Origin of the sequence: Paenibacillus sp. SYP-B3998 (assembly GCF_010820665.1) — a bacterium.
In the GTDB taxonomy this organism is placed as follows: domain Bacteria; phylum Bacillota; class Bacilli; order Paenibacillales; family NBRC-103111; genus Paenibacillus_E.
In genome coordinates, this window is the sequence record NZ_JAAIKC010000014.1 from 90970 (window position 1) to 105798 (window position 14829).

Below are 14829 nucleotides of genomic sequence, written 5' to 3' on the forward strand. Positions count from 1 at the left end.
CCCAACTTGGGCGCTTAGGTTCCTTATCTACAGTAGCTCTGCAGCCTCTCTATGCATACATATAGGATAGAGAGGAGCGTGGGTGCTGGTCATGTTGAACAACAAACCAAGCGAGAAGCATAAGCAGCAGCTCCCCAGCGCACGGGGCATCCGCCGAGCATGCAGCAAGGAGTTATATCGCACAGCGAAACGCTTGAAGGTTTGGATTTCTCCCGAACAAATGAAGCAGGCCGAGGAGCTTTACGTGAAGAAGGTCATGCTCAATCTCCCCTTCATCGTTGATAGTGGCAGTAATCGTAAAGCACTTTCCGATTGGTTCGACGAAAATGTCGGTCCCGATATTGCTCCACTGTGGAACGTTGAACGAGATGTACTGAATCTTGCGTTTCGAAACGCATTCGGCGGTTGAGAAGAAAAAGAAGGCCATGGGCACGACAACTACCCATCGACCTTCTTTTTTTAGTTGTAGGCAGGCAGCCACTTGCCGTGTGCCTCGATCAATTCGTCGCACATAGCAATAATATCGTCCATGGAAAGCTCAGCCGATGTATGCGGGTCCAGCATTGCCGCATGATAAATATGCTCGCGTTTGTGTGTAATAGCCGCTTCAATCGTAAGCAGCTGTGTATTAATGTTCGTACGATTAAGTGCCGCGCACTGTGGAGGCAGGTCCCCAACATAGGTAGGGGTGATGCCGCTGCGATCAACTAAACAGGGGACTTCTACGCATGCTTCGCGTGGTAAATTCGTTATTAATCCGGTATTCATAACGTTGCCGCCAATTTTGAACGGTTTATCCGTTTCCATAGCTTCGAAAATATACGAGGCGTATTCATGGGAACGCTCGTGTTTCAAATTCGCGTCATTCACAAGATCATTACGCATTTGTTTCCATCTCGATATTTGCTCGATGCATCGGCGGGGATACTCATCTAACGGAATGTTGAAGCGGTCGATTAGCGCTGGATAATTCCGTTTGATGAAGTACGGATGGTATTCGGCATTGTGCTCGGAGGACTCCGTAATGTAGTAGCCGAACTTCAGCATCATTTCATAGCGGACCATATCCCAGTGCTTCTCATTTTGCTTCTCCGCTGCCCGTTTCTTGATCTCTGGATATAGATCAACACCATCCTTAGTCACTTCAAGCAGCCAAGCCATATGGTTGATTCCGGCGATTTTGCTCTTAACGCCTTCCTGATCGAGGCCGAGACTTTTGAACAAATGCGGCAGGCAGGCCTGTACGCTGTGGCATAACCCAACTGTACGCACGCCGCCATACGTGTTCATGACATTCGTTAGCACAGCCATTGGATTGGTGTAATTCAGAAACCATGCATCAGGACAAACTTCACGTATATCCGCAGCAAATTCGAGCATCACTGGAATCGTGCGTAAGCTGCGGAATATCCCACCAATACCGACGGTATCCGCGATGGTTTGACGCAAACCGTATTTTTTTGGTATTTCAAAATCGGTCATTGTACAAGGATCATAGCCCCCGACTTGAATCGCATTAACTACATATTTAGCTCCGCGCAGCGCTTCTTTTCGATCCGTATACGCTTTCACAATAGAGGCGCTTCCACTTGTTTTCTTGATATGATTGAGCATATTGGCCGAATCCTGCAATCGCTCGCGGTCAATATCGAACAGCGCTAATTCAAAGCCCTGAAGTGCAGGGGTCAGCAAACAGTCACCCAGTACATTTTTAGCAAAAATGGTGCTTCCTGCCCCTAGAAATGTAATCTTGGACATCGACTAATCTCCTCCATATGGTCGTGTTTAATCTCCATTTCACTATAGCCCAGGAGTGCTTTGCTGCATATGGATTGAACGAACACCTATATGGACATTTGTAGTTTATTATCGTACGCTATTAGCAAAAATAAAAAAGAGGATCCTATGAACCCGGACCACTCCTTCTTTACAATAAGCATCAATCAGCTTACAAATCATACCGAATTATCCGTGCTTTTTAGTGGAGAAGGCAAGCCTATCCCCCTACACAAGATGGGTCCTGCTGTGCACGATTATTATCTCATTCATACCGTTCTATCAGGTAAAGGCACGTTTGAAATACGCGAGCGCACGTATACTTGCAGCGCGGGGGATACTTTTGTCATTTTTCCTGGAGAGCTTTTTACTTATACCGCAGATGCCGATCAACCTTGGCACTACGCGTGGGTTGCTTTTACAGGTCGGGCAGCGAGTACGACTTTGTCCGCAATCGGCGTTACCCCTGAGCATCCTATTATTTCAAGAAATCGCATACGCTCCATACGTCACTTTTATCGTCGAATCCGTTCCAGCTTTCAGCAGTCCGAGTATGCAGCGCTTGAGGATTTACAAGGCAGCGGTTGGCTTCGCCTACTGCTTAGTGAGCTCGGACAAGTGAATCGCAATCGGCTGACGGTTAAGCCCGCACATGAATCGGACATTCAACGCCAAGTCGGTCAAGCCATCCGTTATTTGGAGCTGCAGTACACTCAGCTTGTTTCCATCGATGAGCTTGCTCATATGTTAGGCTACCATCGTACGTACTTATGCAAAATGTTCAAAAAATCCACGGGCTTGTCTCCCATGCAATACTTGTTCAAAATTCGAATGGAACGCGCCCAGCAGTTACTTGCGACGTCCATGACGATTGATCAAGTAGCCTCATCTGTCGGCTTTAACGATGCCCTTTATTTCTCCAAGCAATTCCGAAAATGGCGTGGGATCGCGCCCTCCGTTTACCGCAAAAATTACATCTGAGCCCTGCGGTAACCTTCATTTATTTTCTTGCGGGTAATTGAATGTTGGCTTTCGCCCTATTGATCGAACTCAACATTCCGAACAGCATCACGGTAAACGCCAAGATGATGATACTTACGGCTATTATGGCTGTCGGAATCGTTATCAAATCCGTAAGGACGCCACCGATGAGAGGGCCTATGATCATTCCGATAGCATGAAACATGTTAAACAAAGCATAAGCTGATCCGTAATCTCCGCTTTCTCCGCCTTCATCCACGATCGACCCCAAAGAGGATAGCGCTGGAGACAAGGTAAAACCAATCATCCCTCCTACTACCACAAGCACGGCGACCTCTTGCCAGAAGGACTGCGATAATACAATGAATGGCATGGATACCGCCAAGCCTGCTAAGCCGAGCAGCATCATGGCTAAAGGGTTAAATCTGCTGGTCATCGCCCCTGAAATCGGTGCCATCGCACCGTAAGCCAGCGTCATAGCGCCAATCAATAAGCCTATTTCTAGTGGGGTGACAGCCAATCGTTCGGTAAGAAATACAGGAAGAAGCGGTTCTAACAACGTAAGAGAGATTTCTGCTAACAGAACGACTGCCGCAATATAAAGTACGGAACGATTTCGTAGAAGGCTGCTTCCTTCCTTCGTACCCGTGCTTTTCGTACGAGCCGACTCTTTTAAAAATAAGAATGAAGCTGCGATCGTTACTAGTATTAAAGTGGCCGCGCAGAAAAACGGCATGCGGAACCCGCCTAATTCGAATAGCCAGCCACCTATCGGCGCGCCTAGCAAAGAACCTGTAGATATCCCCGTCATGGCTATTCCCATAACTGGACCTCGTGATTTGCCTGGAAACAAGTCAGCCAACAATGCAAGTGCTGCCGTCCATGAGGCTGCTGCTGCTATGCCTTGTATGAAGCGAGCGCTTATAAGCAGCGTCATATTTTCTGCGTAAACAAATAGACAAGTGGACAGAGCAAGTCCAAGTAATCCCATAATCATTGGCGTTTTTCTTCCGATTCGATCAGATAACCAACCAAACAAAGGGGTCGTTATGAATAAGGCTACTGCATAACTGCTAAATAATATGCCCATCATAGTGGAGGATGGGTTTAATTTTTCGGTGAAATAAGGAATCATAGGGATCAACAGACTATACAACAGCATATCGATAAACAAAATCGCAATTACTAGACTCAGACCGATTCGTTGGGCTTTACTCATATTTTGAAACATATTCATGATATCTGACCTCGCATTTTCTTAATTTCACTAATAAAATTTTACTAATAAAACTATTTTTGTTTTATTAGTTTTCTTAGACAAAAGAAAAGAATAAAAGCCGTTTCATCGACTTTCATTCGACCTTCTCGTTCCTTGGCACCAATCCAAACATTAACACTTCCACAATTGACGATAGCGCTTCGGCAACCGTAATCTGATTCTTCATAAAAAATCGCTGATCCAGCGTCGAATTCATCGCATCTATAATCATCTTCATTAATAACGCTATATTTTTATTAACAATGATTCCTTCACGAATTCCTTGTTCGATTAGCACATGAAGCGTATGCCAGTCATCTTTGAGCGCGGAATCAATTCGACTCCATTGCTCAGGGTAATACCGCTTCATCTGCTCTAGAATTCTTAAGTCATACAGCTCGTAATGGTTGGGCAGAACGGTCATAACACCTTTGATTTTATCTAATAAAGACAAGCTCTCATCTTGGATAATAGCTTCCGTTTTCTCATCCGCTTCACGCAAGGTTTGTTCAATAATCGCTTCCAAGAGCTCCACTTTGGAGGAAAAGTTCTCATACAGCGTGCGTTTGCTAATGCCTAGCCGTTTGGCTAGATCATCCATTGTAAATTTCATGCCTTTATCATGAATCTCTTCGATAAATGCACTCATTATTCGATCTTTCTTCATTATCAATCCCCCAGTCGGGTTTGGAAACTAGTTAAACAAAAAAAGTTTTCACAGTATCGATCTATTCATTTTACCTCGGTTCTTCTGAAAGTGCAAGATGACTCCTTGATTTTTCGGTCAGGGCGTGCTTGCTCCTGCAGATGGTACCGTCATCGAGGTTGTTAGTGACATTGCGGATAACTCCCCTGTCGGCACCATGAATGCCAAGCAGCCCGCAGGCAACCGAGTGGTCATCGACCACGGCAATGGCGAATACAGCCTGCTGCTGGCTCATCTGAAGATGGGCTCAGCCAAGGTGCAGAAGGGAGCTATCGTTAAGAAAGGAGACCTTGTAGGCTTATGCGGTAATTCAGGCAATTCCAGTGAAGCGCATATTCATTTCCAAGTTTCCAACAATCCGACCCTGGATTTGGGCAAAGCGCTGCCTGTTCGCTATGAGGGTGACGTGAAGGTCCTGCAAGGACAGACCCTAGTTGGATCTTAAAAATTGAGGAACGGCCTTCTCGCATCTCCTGCCTACGAAAAAGCCGCTCTTTATTTTCTTTCAATGTCTTATCTATGCAACCGTCATACAACACTTGCCCCATCGATCAAATCAGGATCATTGGTATTTGTGCTGCTGTTCTGATTATTAGTTAGCGTTCCGAAGCTGTCTCCTGGTGTAAACGAGTTTGCACCCGCATTCATCTTGGAGTTGCTTGACATCACAATGAAACCGACATCTCCGACTTGGACATTAGAACTGTTTGCTACGCTGTTAATTCTAATGCTTCCGACTATTGAATTCATCCGTTGGCTCCCTCCCGCCACAAAACGTCCCATAGCCATCGTATGTAAGTGTTAGCCCAAACGTCACCTAACTCCCGATCTTTTCCACGCTTGCAGCTTTCCCATAAATTCTATGCAAGACGAAACTAAGAAGTAAGCCCACAAAAGACATGCAGGAAATCAACAAGTATAGGGTCCTTGCCCCTAAGGATTCATACGCCCAGCCGCCAAGATACGACGCCACGATGCCCGATACGCCAAAGAAAAGTAAAGCAAGCACCGTCTGACCTGTGGCTTTCCACTCTTCTGGGACAATTCGATACAAGTATTGAATTGCTGCTGAGTAGAAAACAGGGAAAGTAAAGACTTGAAGCAGCTGCAAATACGTTAGTAATTGAGGATCCGTAATCCATGCCGATAGGAAAAATCGCAACACATAAAAAAGGCTGGCAAACGAGATGATCAACATCTCTTTCCCTTTTCGAAGCCACCAGAAGCTCAAAGCGAAAACGAGAATTTCACTCCCCGCAGCCAGAAACCAAGCTTGACCAACCAAATCGGCAGTGCCGCCTAATTTACGAATATAGACACCAAGATAAGTATCATTGATACGTTGAGGAACAGCTGTAACAAAAATTAGGATCAGAAACCAGACCGTTTCCTTATAACTGAGAAAGTCCCGTAAACTTTTCAGCGTAACTGGCTTCCCTGTTGCAGGCGCATCCGGTAATCCCAGGCAAACAACAACACTGAGAACCCCAATACCGGCAAATAGCAAAGCCAAGCTGTGTATACCAAAATAGAGCATCGCATAACCTACAGCAAGGGACGTAACCGCATACCCTAGTGCGCCGAACGTGCGTATAGAACCGTAACTCACACCATTTGCTTCTGCCGTTTGGAAATTAAGGCTTTCCGTCAACGGATCCAACGGCATTAAGAAGAAATATAACAACATCGCAAAAAGAAGAAGAACGAAGAAACTGCCAGATGCATACAAAAAGTAGCCAGTTACGGCAGAACACGCCAATAGAAGGATCATAATTTTCTTAATCGTCCGAGTCCGGTCGCTAATCATTCCCCATAAAGGCTGGGAAAAAATCGTAATAATACCGCCAGTTCCGATAATGAGGCCAATCTTCGTCGTTGGAAGTCCCTGCGCATCCAGATAAACAGGGAGGAAGGAAACGAACATAGCAAGCAGAGCAAAATAAAGAAAATTAAACGTGCGTAATAAATTAGATGAATTCATTGCATACCTTAACCTTTCACTGATCTTGGTCCCCATTGTAACACGTCAAACAATCGTTCCCAATATAAATCCTTTTCCTCGCCCAATTTAATTAAATTGGGCTGCTCCTAAGCATTAGAGCGTTTAACAATCTCATCTGAGGACAGCACCTCTACACCAGCTATGCCTGACTTTGCAGAATTAATCAATCCAAGTGCGATTGTTTTCGCATGAATCGGCCGATAAGCCCGCATACCTCCTAGCATGAGGGGAGCAATCGCTTTCGATACCCATGCCCCCACACGTTCACCCAGGCGAACATCTTCGCGATCACCTAGAATCAAGGAGGGCCTGAGCAGAAATAAATAAGGAAGACCAAGCGCTATCAGCTCATCCTCAACTTCGCCCTTGACCTGATTATAAAAAAAAGCCGAACTGCGACTAGCGCCCATCGCTGTCACAATGGCAAATACATCAGCCTCAAACTTACGAGCAAGCTGCCCCAGGATCTTCGGGTATTCAAAATCAACTCGGCGAAACTGCTCCTTCGTCTTCGCTTTCTTTATGGTCGTACCTAGCGTACAAAAAACATGTGCTTGCTTCCAATCCGATCCATCCAACACCTCGGTGAGATTCGAATAGTCAGTCACCACTTGATACAATTTGTCATGCTCTAGATGCATCCTTTTGCGCACCAGGGCTACGACCTTGTCATAGAAGTGATCGTTCAGCAGCAGTTGGATCAATTCACGGCCCACAAGCCCTGTTCCGCCCGCTACAATAGCTGTAGTCCCCACAAAAATCCCTCCCTGAAAGCCTTCCGTCAGCAAACTTGCGCCTACTCATACTTAAAGGCATTAACTACTTTCAAATTTCCCAGTCTTCCCGAAGGTGTTCATAGATCCTAATTAAATAAGAGGCCGGATTAGACTGAATAGTTACATCATGCCCTAGTTTACGGGTAAAATGTTGAGCTATCGGAAAAGCAAGCTGTTGAAGCCTCGAACTATGCATTGTAGGAATCCGCTCTATCCACGCTTGTAAAAGCTGCCAATCTTCTGACGTAACCGCCTGCTTTGCAGCGTCATCGAACTCGATTAGAGGGATATCAAGCTTCCATTTGGATATCGCTTTGTCAATCTGTCGTCTAAGCTTCAAGCGTTCGCTTCTAGCTTCAATGACCACGATGGTGCCAGCTACCATATCCCCGACGCGCTTATCTCTTGCGGTAAGAAAAATGGCAAGGGCTCCAAGAAAATAAAAGCTTGGCAGCATGTCCAGGAGACGAAATAAGTTACGAATGATGATTGATAACAGTGTAGCGGATTGGCCGTTATTTTGAAGAACCCGGATTCCGATCTTCTTCTTGCCTGGTGTTTGCCCACCCATATAAGCTTCCGTACACACAAAGTAGCCTAAATTTATAACGATGAAAAGCACAATCACAAGCACAATCAAATAGTCGGCAATGTCAGGCAGCCATTCCCCCGCATACAGTCTGCCAAAACCGAGTGCAGCTACAAACAAAATCGTATTTACTATACTTAAAATGACGGCATCAATTAGATGCGCAAGCGCTCTAGTACCTAGTCCTGCTGTTTGAAACTGCAACTGCACCTGCTCAGGGGTAATAATCGTTACTTCCTTATCCAGAGATTCGTTCATAGCATCTCCTCAACATTTCAAAATTATGGTAATATGAACAAAACCAATATACGTATGCTTACCTTGCAGGTTTTTCATAAGAAAACTCAAAGCTAATCTTACGATGCCAGTTTTGCTACAGCAAACTCTGAGGAGGCCCCATGGAAATATCGCGATTCATTAAAGAAAACAAAGCGCAATGGACTGAACTTGAACAGCTTCTTCTTCAACTAGGTAAACGAAAGAACAAATTACAAGCCAGCCATTTGAATCGATTCACGGAATTATATAAAATCGCATCGGCGCATCTGGCCACGATGCAAACCCACAAGCCGAATGATGAAACGACGCTCTATTTGAACCACCTCGTATCCGGAGCTCATAATGCGATGCATAAAGAAAATAACAAAAGCAGCACGCAGTTGAAAACGTTCTTCCTTCATTACTTCCCTTCGCTCATTCAAGCCAGAAGTATGTTCATCGGCTTTGCCCTTCTTCTGTTCGTGCTAGGCGGATTACTCGGTTTCTTGTCCGTGTGGAAAGACCCGCTCAATCTCCATCTAATCTTGCCTGGCGGCATGGCAGATAGCATTGACCCGTCCAAGACAGCTGACGCCCGTGAGAATCTCCACAGTCCACTCGTCTCGACAGCCATTATGACGAACAATATTCGGGTTGCTGTGCTTGCCTTTATCAGTGGCGTGACACTAGGCATCGGCACCGTTTATCTGATGATAAGCAATGGCCTTTTAGTAGGCGCATTAGCGGCTGTATTCATGCAATCGGGAAAAAGCTATGTCTTCTGGGCCTATATATTGCCACATGGTATCATCGAGTTGACCGCCATTTTCATCGCAGGAGGCGCCGGACTGTACATGGGCTACCGTTTCTTCGTGCCTGGGCCGTTTCCTCGCAAGCTGCGTTTTCTGGAATCCGCGAAGGAATCTGCCCAACTGTTAATTGGCACGATTCCCCTGTTCATCATCGCAGGCATTATTGAAGGTTACATTACACCTTCCACACTTTCATTGGAGATTAAATACCTCATTGCAGGAATCACATTAATTCTTCTAGCGCTCTACTATATATTTGGCATTAGAGTACGTCCCGAGATTTCAAATCCATATACACGTTAACCGCGCTAAGGGTCAATTGGTCGGCGGGGACATCCATAACAGGGATGCCTCGGCTGGCCATTTTAGTTACATAAGCATAACGATCCCTTGTAAATTTGTGGGCAATACTCTGCCTGTAAGCCTGTCGGCTATCCGCTGCCCGAATTCGAGTCCAATAATGAAGAAGTGGATCTTGAAGGGAAAGGAGGAGCACGTGGTGCCCTTTACGCAGCCGCTGTACGTAAGGCAGCAGTTCTCGATCATGCAAATAACTTTCCATATCCGAAAACAGAATAACAAGCGATCGTTTCTTTAGAAACCGAAGCATGTGTGACATCGCAATCTGTGTGTTAGATTCCACGAAATCGGTTCTCAAATCATAGACAGCTCTGGTCAATTCCTGCAGATGAGAAAGCCCCTTGCCGGGAGGAACATACACCTTCACCTGACTGGAATAGGCAAGCAACGCCACCTGATCCCCCTGTTTTAGGGCGACAGCAGCAAGCGTTAAAGCCGCTTCCAATGTACGGTCAAGCTTCACTTGTTCCTCCAGTTCAATTCCCATTTGGCGGCCGCAGTCAAGCACCAGCGTAACGATCTTTCCTTTCTCTGGTTGAAAAAGGTTCGTCATTAGCTTAGCGGTGCGCGCAGACGCTTTCCAGTTCATGTGCCGAATATCGTCTCCCTGTACGTAGTCCCGGATATAGTGAAATTCGGAACCGCTGCGCTGCTTTTTGAACAACCGATGCCCTTCCAAAATCAAAGCATCCTGCACAGCCCCCAGCACACCTCTCACTTGGGTTAAATCAGGATAAATGTCAATCGTATCTGCTTGTGCCAATTGAACTTGCTTTTTCCACAGCCCTAGTCCCCCCCAATAACGAAGGAACACATGCGCAAATACATATCTCCCTCGTTCGAGGGCCGTAGTCGTATAAAAGAATGACGCTTCTGTTCCTTCGAAGCTGCCGCTCAAGTGGTTGCGTACCGCACTGAATACAGCGGGTAAGTCGTCGCAAAGCTCAATGTGAACCCTCTGACGGCTCCCTGCATGCAGCTCAAGCACCACTTCGAAACCGTTCCTGACATCCATTCGAACCGGTAGCTGCCGTTGAACAGTCCACACACTGCGTTTAGGCAGCAGAAGAAGATCTACGCCGCTAAGAACAACTAGCAGCGCATTGTAACTCCAGAAAATGGGTAGACCGATTCCAAATACAGAGCCCACCAAAGCAGCAACTGCCCCTACCGATAAGAGCGCAATAAACCGACTTGTCGGTACGATAAAATCTTGAAACAAAATTCTAGCGAGGAACCGGAATGGAGCCGAGCGTCTCTTGGATGATTTGGTCACTGGTTCCGCCCTCCAATTCCGCTTGAGGCGTCAATAGCAGCCTATGCCTCAGCGCTGGTCTCGCTACAAGCTTGATATCATCAGGCGTTACATACGTCCGCCCCTCCAACAGCGCCCAGGCTTTACTGGCCATCAACACCGCGATGCCTGCCCGTGGACTTGCTCCTAACTGCACACGCTTGGATTCGCGCGTTTTACGAATTAACGTGGCAATGTAGGCATATAACGACTCCTCCACAACGACATTTACCAACTGTCGCTGAAGCTCAGCAATCCGCTCAGGGGTCAAAATTGCCTGTATCGTTTGTTCTTGCTCCTGGCGGAATGGCACGTGACGGCGCAGAATTTCCACTTCCGCTTCTTCACCTGGATAATCAAGGACAAGCTTAAACATGAAGCGATCCAACTGCGCTTCCGGCAATGGATAGGTACCTTCATACTCAACTGGGTTTTGCGTCGCTACAACGAAGAATGGATCTGGAAGCTTGTACGTATTTCCTTGAATTGTCACTTGCCGCTCCTCCATCGCTTCGAGCAGCGCAGCTTGCGTCTTTGGTCCCGAGCGGTTGATTTCATCCGCTAGCAGGACATTGGCGAAGATCGGGCCTTTAATCGTTGTAAAGCTATGATCCTGCATATGATAAATGACACTGCCGGTAATATCACCGGGCATCAAATCTGGCGTAAATTGAATACGACGATACTCTCCGCCGGACAGCTCAGCGAGTGTTCGAGCCATCCTCGTTTTTCCAAGACCCGGCACCCCTTCCAGCAACACATGCCCTCCAGCCAACATAGCAGTTACGAGTAGTCGGATGTTGAGCTTTTGCCCAAACAGGCGCTGCTCCATCGTTTCGATTAATTGATTCATTTCGCTCACTCCTTCTCCAAATAGGCGATCATGTCACCCATCTCACGCGTTCGTTCCACGAATTCTTTAGCAGATAGGCCCCGCTGCTTCGCAGCGCGGGGCGCATCGTCGCTGCCGCCGTCCTCTGCCCGCGGCACATCCACAAGCAGGCGCGCAAGCTGCGCCACTTGCGCCTCAGGCCAACGGCCGCGCGCAGCTTGCGCGGCCTCCTCTCGGCTTGCGTTGGGGCTAAGCCCCCAACGCTGAGCGAGCAGCTGCCGCAGGAGCTGCTGCTGGTGCGCAAGCGCCTCCTCGCGGTAGCCGAGGCGCTCATACCACGCCGCGAGCGCTTGCAGCGTCTCGTCGCCGCGCCTTACCGTCCACGCCCTCGGGGTGTGGACAGGCCCAAAGCGCTTGCCGCGCAGCCAGAGCCACAGCAGCAGCGCAAGAGCGAGCTGCACGCTGGCAAGCACCAGCCACGTAGGGTAAATGGCCAATAATCCAGGCTTGGTACCTAAGCCGTGATGGGTCTCATCGACCCACACGGCCCCCCAAGACTTCGCGAACAACGGCCAGATCAATTCGAAATGAGACTCTTTATTAATCGTCTCATTTTGCATCCAGTTCGGTGTCAGCACCACGGTGATGCTGCCCGCTCCCACTTCCAGGCGTCTAGCGAGTATGCCGCGTTCATCAGCGAACAAACCATTCCCTTGGCCGTCCGACTTGAGTCGAAAGGACGTGTCCACTTCTCCCCTGAGGATACCCGGAGTTCCCGGAAATTCCTGCCCCGTTGTAATGGTCATGATCTCATTCAGCCGATTGTCAACCGTTGAAACCTCATCCTTCTTGGCCGCATTAGCAACATCTTCAATCGACCATTGCGTCCAGCCGACAGGTTGACGATCGAATAGGATGAAGTCATTTCCTTTCCGCACCCAATTCAGCAATTGTTCCCTATCCGCCTTAGTAACCGCCGTAGGCTCGATGGCAACAAGCAACATTGACCGTTCGTTAGGCAAGTTTTTCCAATCTAGACGCCATTCTTTAACAGATGGTTGCTTGCTGCTTAAGAGCTCTTTCCAAGCTCTGGTTCCATCGGCATCAGCTGAAAAAGACAAGTAAGGCGGTTGATCCACCAATTTCGGCTTTACAATCCAATAACCTAGCAGGAGGAACAATAGGATACTGAGTACTAACCCCACATTCAGCTTATTCAGCCTTCTCATGGGTAAAGTCCCCCTCTCTGCCGATTACTTGAGCCACTTGCTCGTACATCGTATCGAACAGTTCCTCCGTTACTTCTTCTTTTCCATACCAGATTCGCTCGAAAACCAACGAGCTTTCCTGGAAAAGGGGGACTATCGAAGGTGCTTTACCGATCAGCTCCTCCGTATATTCCCAATTTGTTTTCCACTTCTCTACGCGAATCGAACGTTTTTCTTCTAAATAAAAGAGCAAGGAGAGGAAGACAGAACGCACACCCTCTCGCCAGTCGCTTGTTTCCCGCAAAAGAGCTGCTTGCTGCCAATAATAATCGTATGAACGGCTCGAATCCCCGGTAGGTAAATAGGCCTTCTTGCGAATCCGTTTTTGCCAAATCATCTGCTTCGAGAACCAATAAATCGCGAAGATGGCAATTGCAAACAACAGGACGATCAAGCCCAATGTAAACAAGTCCGCCGTACCTTCGGACATCTTGAAATCGGGCAGCCAACTGCGAATTTTACGAAATAACGGCTTTAGCCATTCCCTTAACGAACCATGCTCTTTTATAGCATACGCCGTATATTCATCTTGATTTAAAATGTTTTGCAGTTGCTCTTTATCTTGCTGCACAGAAGAAATCGCACCGAGACTATTCATTCTTTTTATCCGAGTCCTCTGGCTTGCCATCTTTCTGAGATGCTTCGTTTTGATTCTGCGGCTCGCGATCCTCCGCTTTGTTCAAAGCTTGCTGATTTTCCTGTTCATCAAAAGGGTCGAAAGGATCAGGCTCCAAAAAGGCTTCTTGCTGTTCCCTCCCTTGAGATTCTTCTCGTGGCAACGACTGCTCTTCGAGTTGGTTCGGTAGTTCTGATTCCACTACCCGCGGGAGCGCTGGTTCAATTCGTTCTGGTTGATATAATTGCTCTGATCCACTAGGGTTAATCGTGTTATGAATCATGGTTTCAAGACCTAAGCCATCGTTGCGCACTTTCAAATCAAAAAAACTAATAGCATAAGATAGAATCCCAAGTGGAGCGATTAAAATGCTTACTAGGCTAAGAAGCAATTGAGCACCCAGTCCCAAGCCGAAAGCAGCCGTAACAATCAATTGGATGACCGCTTGGAAAAGATACAAAATAATGATGAGTACGAAGAACATTAAGAACAAACGCCAGAAGTTGCCACGCGTCAATCTCCAGCTACGACTTAATCCAATGGAATCTTCCCCGAGGGCAACAATCGGTAAATAATAGCCCCAGCGGAGGAAGAAATAAGCCCCTGTCAATAAACCAGCTATCGTAAGAAGAATAAAAAAGATAATACCAATTACTACTCCTGTTCCCATGCCTGAGCCGCTAAGCGTCCCTGATAGACCTGCTCCCAACGCAAAAACAATCACAAAAATACCGAAAATAAAGAAAAAAACAACGTACATTCCCAAAACGATGAGTCCATCCAGCGCCGTGCTTCCAGCTAATGGCCAAAAGCGACGAAACGATTTTTTGAGCATATCGCCTACGCCCGGTACTTTTTCTCCCAACAAGTGAGCCTTCACCAGATGAACGACCGAAGCTACTGATGCCGGCATCATGCCAAGTAAAAATAAAGGAAAGAGGACAAGGAGGAAAACGAGCGATTTCCATACATCAATGTCAGGCGAAGTTCCTCTAAATGCAGCACCTGATGTAACAATATCCTGCCAAGAGCCGCCATTCCTAATTTGATCCAAAATAGAAGCGGACGCGCTTGCCGCCTCTTGATACAAAAGCAAATGCTGGAGCAAGTAAAACGGACCGTATAAGATCAACATGACTAGTGTCAGCTTCACAAAGTGTTTGCGGTATAAAAGGAAGCTTCGATCCAAGATTCTTCCAATTCCCATCGGCCTTATTGGCGTATTCAACACGAAAATCCCCCTAAATGTTGGTAATTTAAATTTTACTCTGCTTATTATACACTAAAGCTTTAATTTTCTG

General features: G+C 47.0%; 16 protein-coding genes. 4 read left to right on the forward strand and 12 right to left on the reverse strand.

Annotated elements, in window-relative coordinates; translation table 11 throughout:
• Positions 1–91: 91 nt before the first annotated feature.
• Positions 92–409 carry a dehydrogenase gene (locus GK047_RS24845; protein WP_163952837.1) on the forward strand — a complete coding sequence of 106 codons (318 nt, stop codon included), beginning with the start codon at positions 92–94 and terminating at the stop codon, positions 407–409.
• A 50-nt stretch (positions 410–459) separates the two neighbouring features.
• Here the strand turns inward: GK047_RS24845 and melA are convergent, their stop codons facing one another.
• Positions 460–1758: an alpha-glucosidase/alpha-galactosidase gene (melA, locus tag GK047_RS24850; protein ID WP_163952839.1), complete on the reverse strand. Its 1299-nt coding sequence runs from the start codon at positions 1756–1758 to the stop codon at positions 460–462.
• 147 nt (positions 1759–1905) lie between these two features.
• Between melA and GK047_RS24855 the strand changes: the two genes are divergently transcribed.
• The gene (locus tag GK047_RS24855) at positions 1906–2757 is read left to right on the forward strand and encodes an AraC family transcriptional regulator (RefSeq protein WP_163952841.1); all 852 of its coding nucleotides are present in this window, start codon (positions 1906–1908) and stop codon (positions 2755–2757) included.
• Positions 2758–2776: 19 nt separating this feature from the next.
• On the opposite strand, the gene GK047_RS24860 is transcribed toward GK047_RS24855, so the two are convergent.
• Positions 2777–3994, reverse strand: a complete 1218-nt coding sequence (locus tag GK047_RS24860; RefSeq protein WP_163952842.1) for an MFS transporter — start codon at positions 3992–3994, stop codon at positions 2777–2779.
• Between the two features lie 115 nt (positions 3995–4109).
• Positions 4110–4682, reverse strand: a complete 573-nt coding sequence (locus tag GK047_RS24865) for a TetR/AcrR family transcriptional regulator (protein WP_240344201.1) — start codon at positions 4680–4682, stop codon at positions 4110–4112.
• Positions 4683–4806: 124 nt separating this feature from the next.
• Between GK047_RS24865 and GK047_RS24870 the strand changes: the two genes are divergently transcribed.
• Positions 4807–5166 (forward strand): peptidoglycan DD-metalloendopeptidase family protein, encoded by a 360-nt coding sequence (locus GK047_RS24870; protein WP_163952844.1) that lies wholly within the window; start codon positions 4807–4809, stop codon positions 5164–5166.
• Positions 5167–5249: 83 nt separating this feature from the next.
• On the opposite strand, the gene GK047_RS24875 is transcribed toward GK047_RS24870, so the two are convergent.
• From GK047_RS24875 to GK047_RS24890, 4 genes are all read right to left on the reverse strand, one after another.
• Complete coding sequence (locus GK047_RS24875; protein ID WP_163952846.1) at positions 5250–5471, reverse strand: spore germination protein; 222 nt, start codon at positions 5469–5471, stop codon at positions 5250–5252.
• Positions 5472–5538: 67 nt separating this feature from the next.
• Positions 5539–6738: an MFS transporter gene (locus GK047_RS24880; protein ID WP_163952848.1), complete on the reverse strand. Its 1200-nt coding sequence runs from the start codon at positions 6736–6738 to the stop codon at positions 5539–5541.
• Between the two features lie 71 nt (positions 6739–6809).
• A complete protein-coding gene (locus GK047_RS24885; RefSeq protein ID WP_163952850.1) occupies positions 6810–7478 on the reverse strand; it encodes an NAD(P)H-binding protein in 669 nt (222 codons plus the stop codon).
• A gap of 70 nt (positions 7479–7548) precedes the next feature.
• Positions 7549–8346 carry an RDD family protein gene (locus tag GK047_RS24890; RefSeq protein ID WP_163952852.1) on the reverse strand — a complete coding sequence of 266 codons (798 nt, stop codon included), beginning with the start codon at positions 8344–8346 and terminating at the stop codon, positions 7549–7551.
• A 140-nt stretch (positions 8347–8486) separates the two neighbouring features.
• Here GK047_RS24890 and GK047_RS24895 point away from each other — a divergent pair, with 140 nt between their 5' ends.
• Positions 8487–9461 (forward strand): stage II sporulation protein M, encoded by a 975-nt coding sequence (locus tag GK047_RS24895; protein ID WP_163952854.1) that lies wholly within the window; start codon positions 8487–8489, stop codon positions 9459–9461.
• Here the strand turns inward: GK047_RS24895 and GK047_RS24900 are convergent.
• Genes GK047_RS24900 through GK047_RS24920 form a run of 5 tightly spaced genes read right to left on the reverse strand, consistent with a single transcriptional unit; the run spans position 9421 to position 14756 of the window.
• On the reverse strand, positions 9421–10794 hold the full coding sequence (locus GK047_RS24900; RefSeq protein ID WP_163952856.1) for a DUF58 domain-containing protein: 1374 nt from the start codon (positions 10792–10794) through the stop codon (positions 9421–9423). The genes GK047_RS24895 and GK047_RS24900 overlap by 41 nt on opposite strands.
• Positions 10745–11665, reverse strand: coding sequence for an AAA family ATPase (locus GK047_RS24905; protein WP_163952858.1), 921 nt, complete (start codon positions 11663–11665; stop codon positions 10745–10747). Before GK047_RS24905 ends, GK047_RS24900 begins: the two co-directional genes overlap by 50 nt.
• A gap of 5 nt (positions 11666–11670) precedes the next feature.
• The gene (locus tag GK047_RS24910) at positions 11671–12873 is read right to left on the reverse strand and encodes a DUF4350 domain-containing protein (RefSeq protein ID WP_163952860.1); all 1203 of its coding nucleotides are present in this window, start codon (positions 12871–12873) and stop codon (positions 11671–11673) included.
• On the reverse strand, positions 12857–13510 hold the full coding sequence (locus GK047_RS24915; protein WP_163952862.1) for a DUF4129 domain-containing protein: 654 nt from the start codon (positions 13508–13510) through the stop codon (positions 12857–12859). The genes GK047_RS24910 and GK047_RS24915 overlap by 17 nt, the downstream gene beginning before the upstream one ends.
• A complete protein-coding gene (locus tag GK047_RS24920; protein ID WP_163952864.1) occupies positions 13503–14756 on the reverse strand; it encodes a hypothetical protein in 1254 nt (417 codons plus the stop codon). Before GK047_RS24920 ends, GK047_RS24915 begins: the two co-directional genes overlap by 8 nt.
• Positions 14757–14829 lie beyond the last annotated feature (73 nt).

Coding starts and splice junctions, on each gene's coding strand:
- GK047_RS24845 (WP_163952837.1), top strand. CDS start 92: ATGTTGAACAACAAACCAAGCGAGAAGCATAAGCAGCAGCTCCCCAGC.
- melA (WP_163952839.1), bottom strand. CDS start 1,758: ATGTCCAAGATTACATTTCTAGGGGCAGGAAGCACCATTTTTGCTAAA.
- GK047_RS24855 (WP_163952841.1), top strand. CDS start 1,906: ATGAACCCGGACCACTCCTTCTTTACAATAAGCATCAATCAGCTTACA.
- GK047_RS24860 (WP_163952842.1), bottom strand. CDS start 3,994: ATGAATATGTTTCAAAATATGAGTAAAGCCCAACGAATCGGTCTGAGT.
- GK047_RS24865 (WP_240344201.1), bottom strand. CDS start 4,682: ATGAAGAAAGATCGAATAATGAGTGCATTTATCGAAGAGATTCATGAT.
- GK047_RS24875 (WP_163952846.1), bottom strand. CDS start 5,471: ATGAATTCAATAGTCGGAAGCATTAGAATTAACAGCGTAGCAAACAGT.
- GK047_RS24880 (WP_163952848.1), bottom strand. CDS start 6,738: ATGGGGACCAAGATCAGTGAAAGGTTAAGGTATGCAATGAATTCATCT.
- GK047_RS24890 (WP_163952852.1), bottom strand. CDS start 8,346: ATGAACGAATCTCTGGATAAGGAAGTAACGATTATTACCCCTGAGCAG.
- GK047_RS24895 (WP_163952854.1), top strand. CDS start 8,487: ATGGAAATATCGCGATTCATTAAAGAAAACAAAGCGCAATGGACTGAA.
- GK047_RS24905 (WP_163952858.1), bottom strand. CDS start 11,665: ATGAATCAATTAATCGAAACGATGGAGCAGCGCCTGTTTGGGCAAAAG.
- GK047_RS24910 (WP_163952860.1), bottom strand. CDS start 12,873: ATGAGAAGGCTGAATAAGCTGAATGTGGGGTTAGTACTCAGTATCCTA.
- GK047_RS24915 (WP_163952862.1), bottom strand. CDS start 13,510: ATGAATAGTCTCGGTGCGATTTCTTCTGTGCAGCAAGATAAAGAGCAA.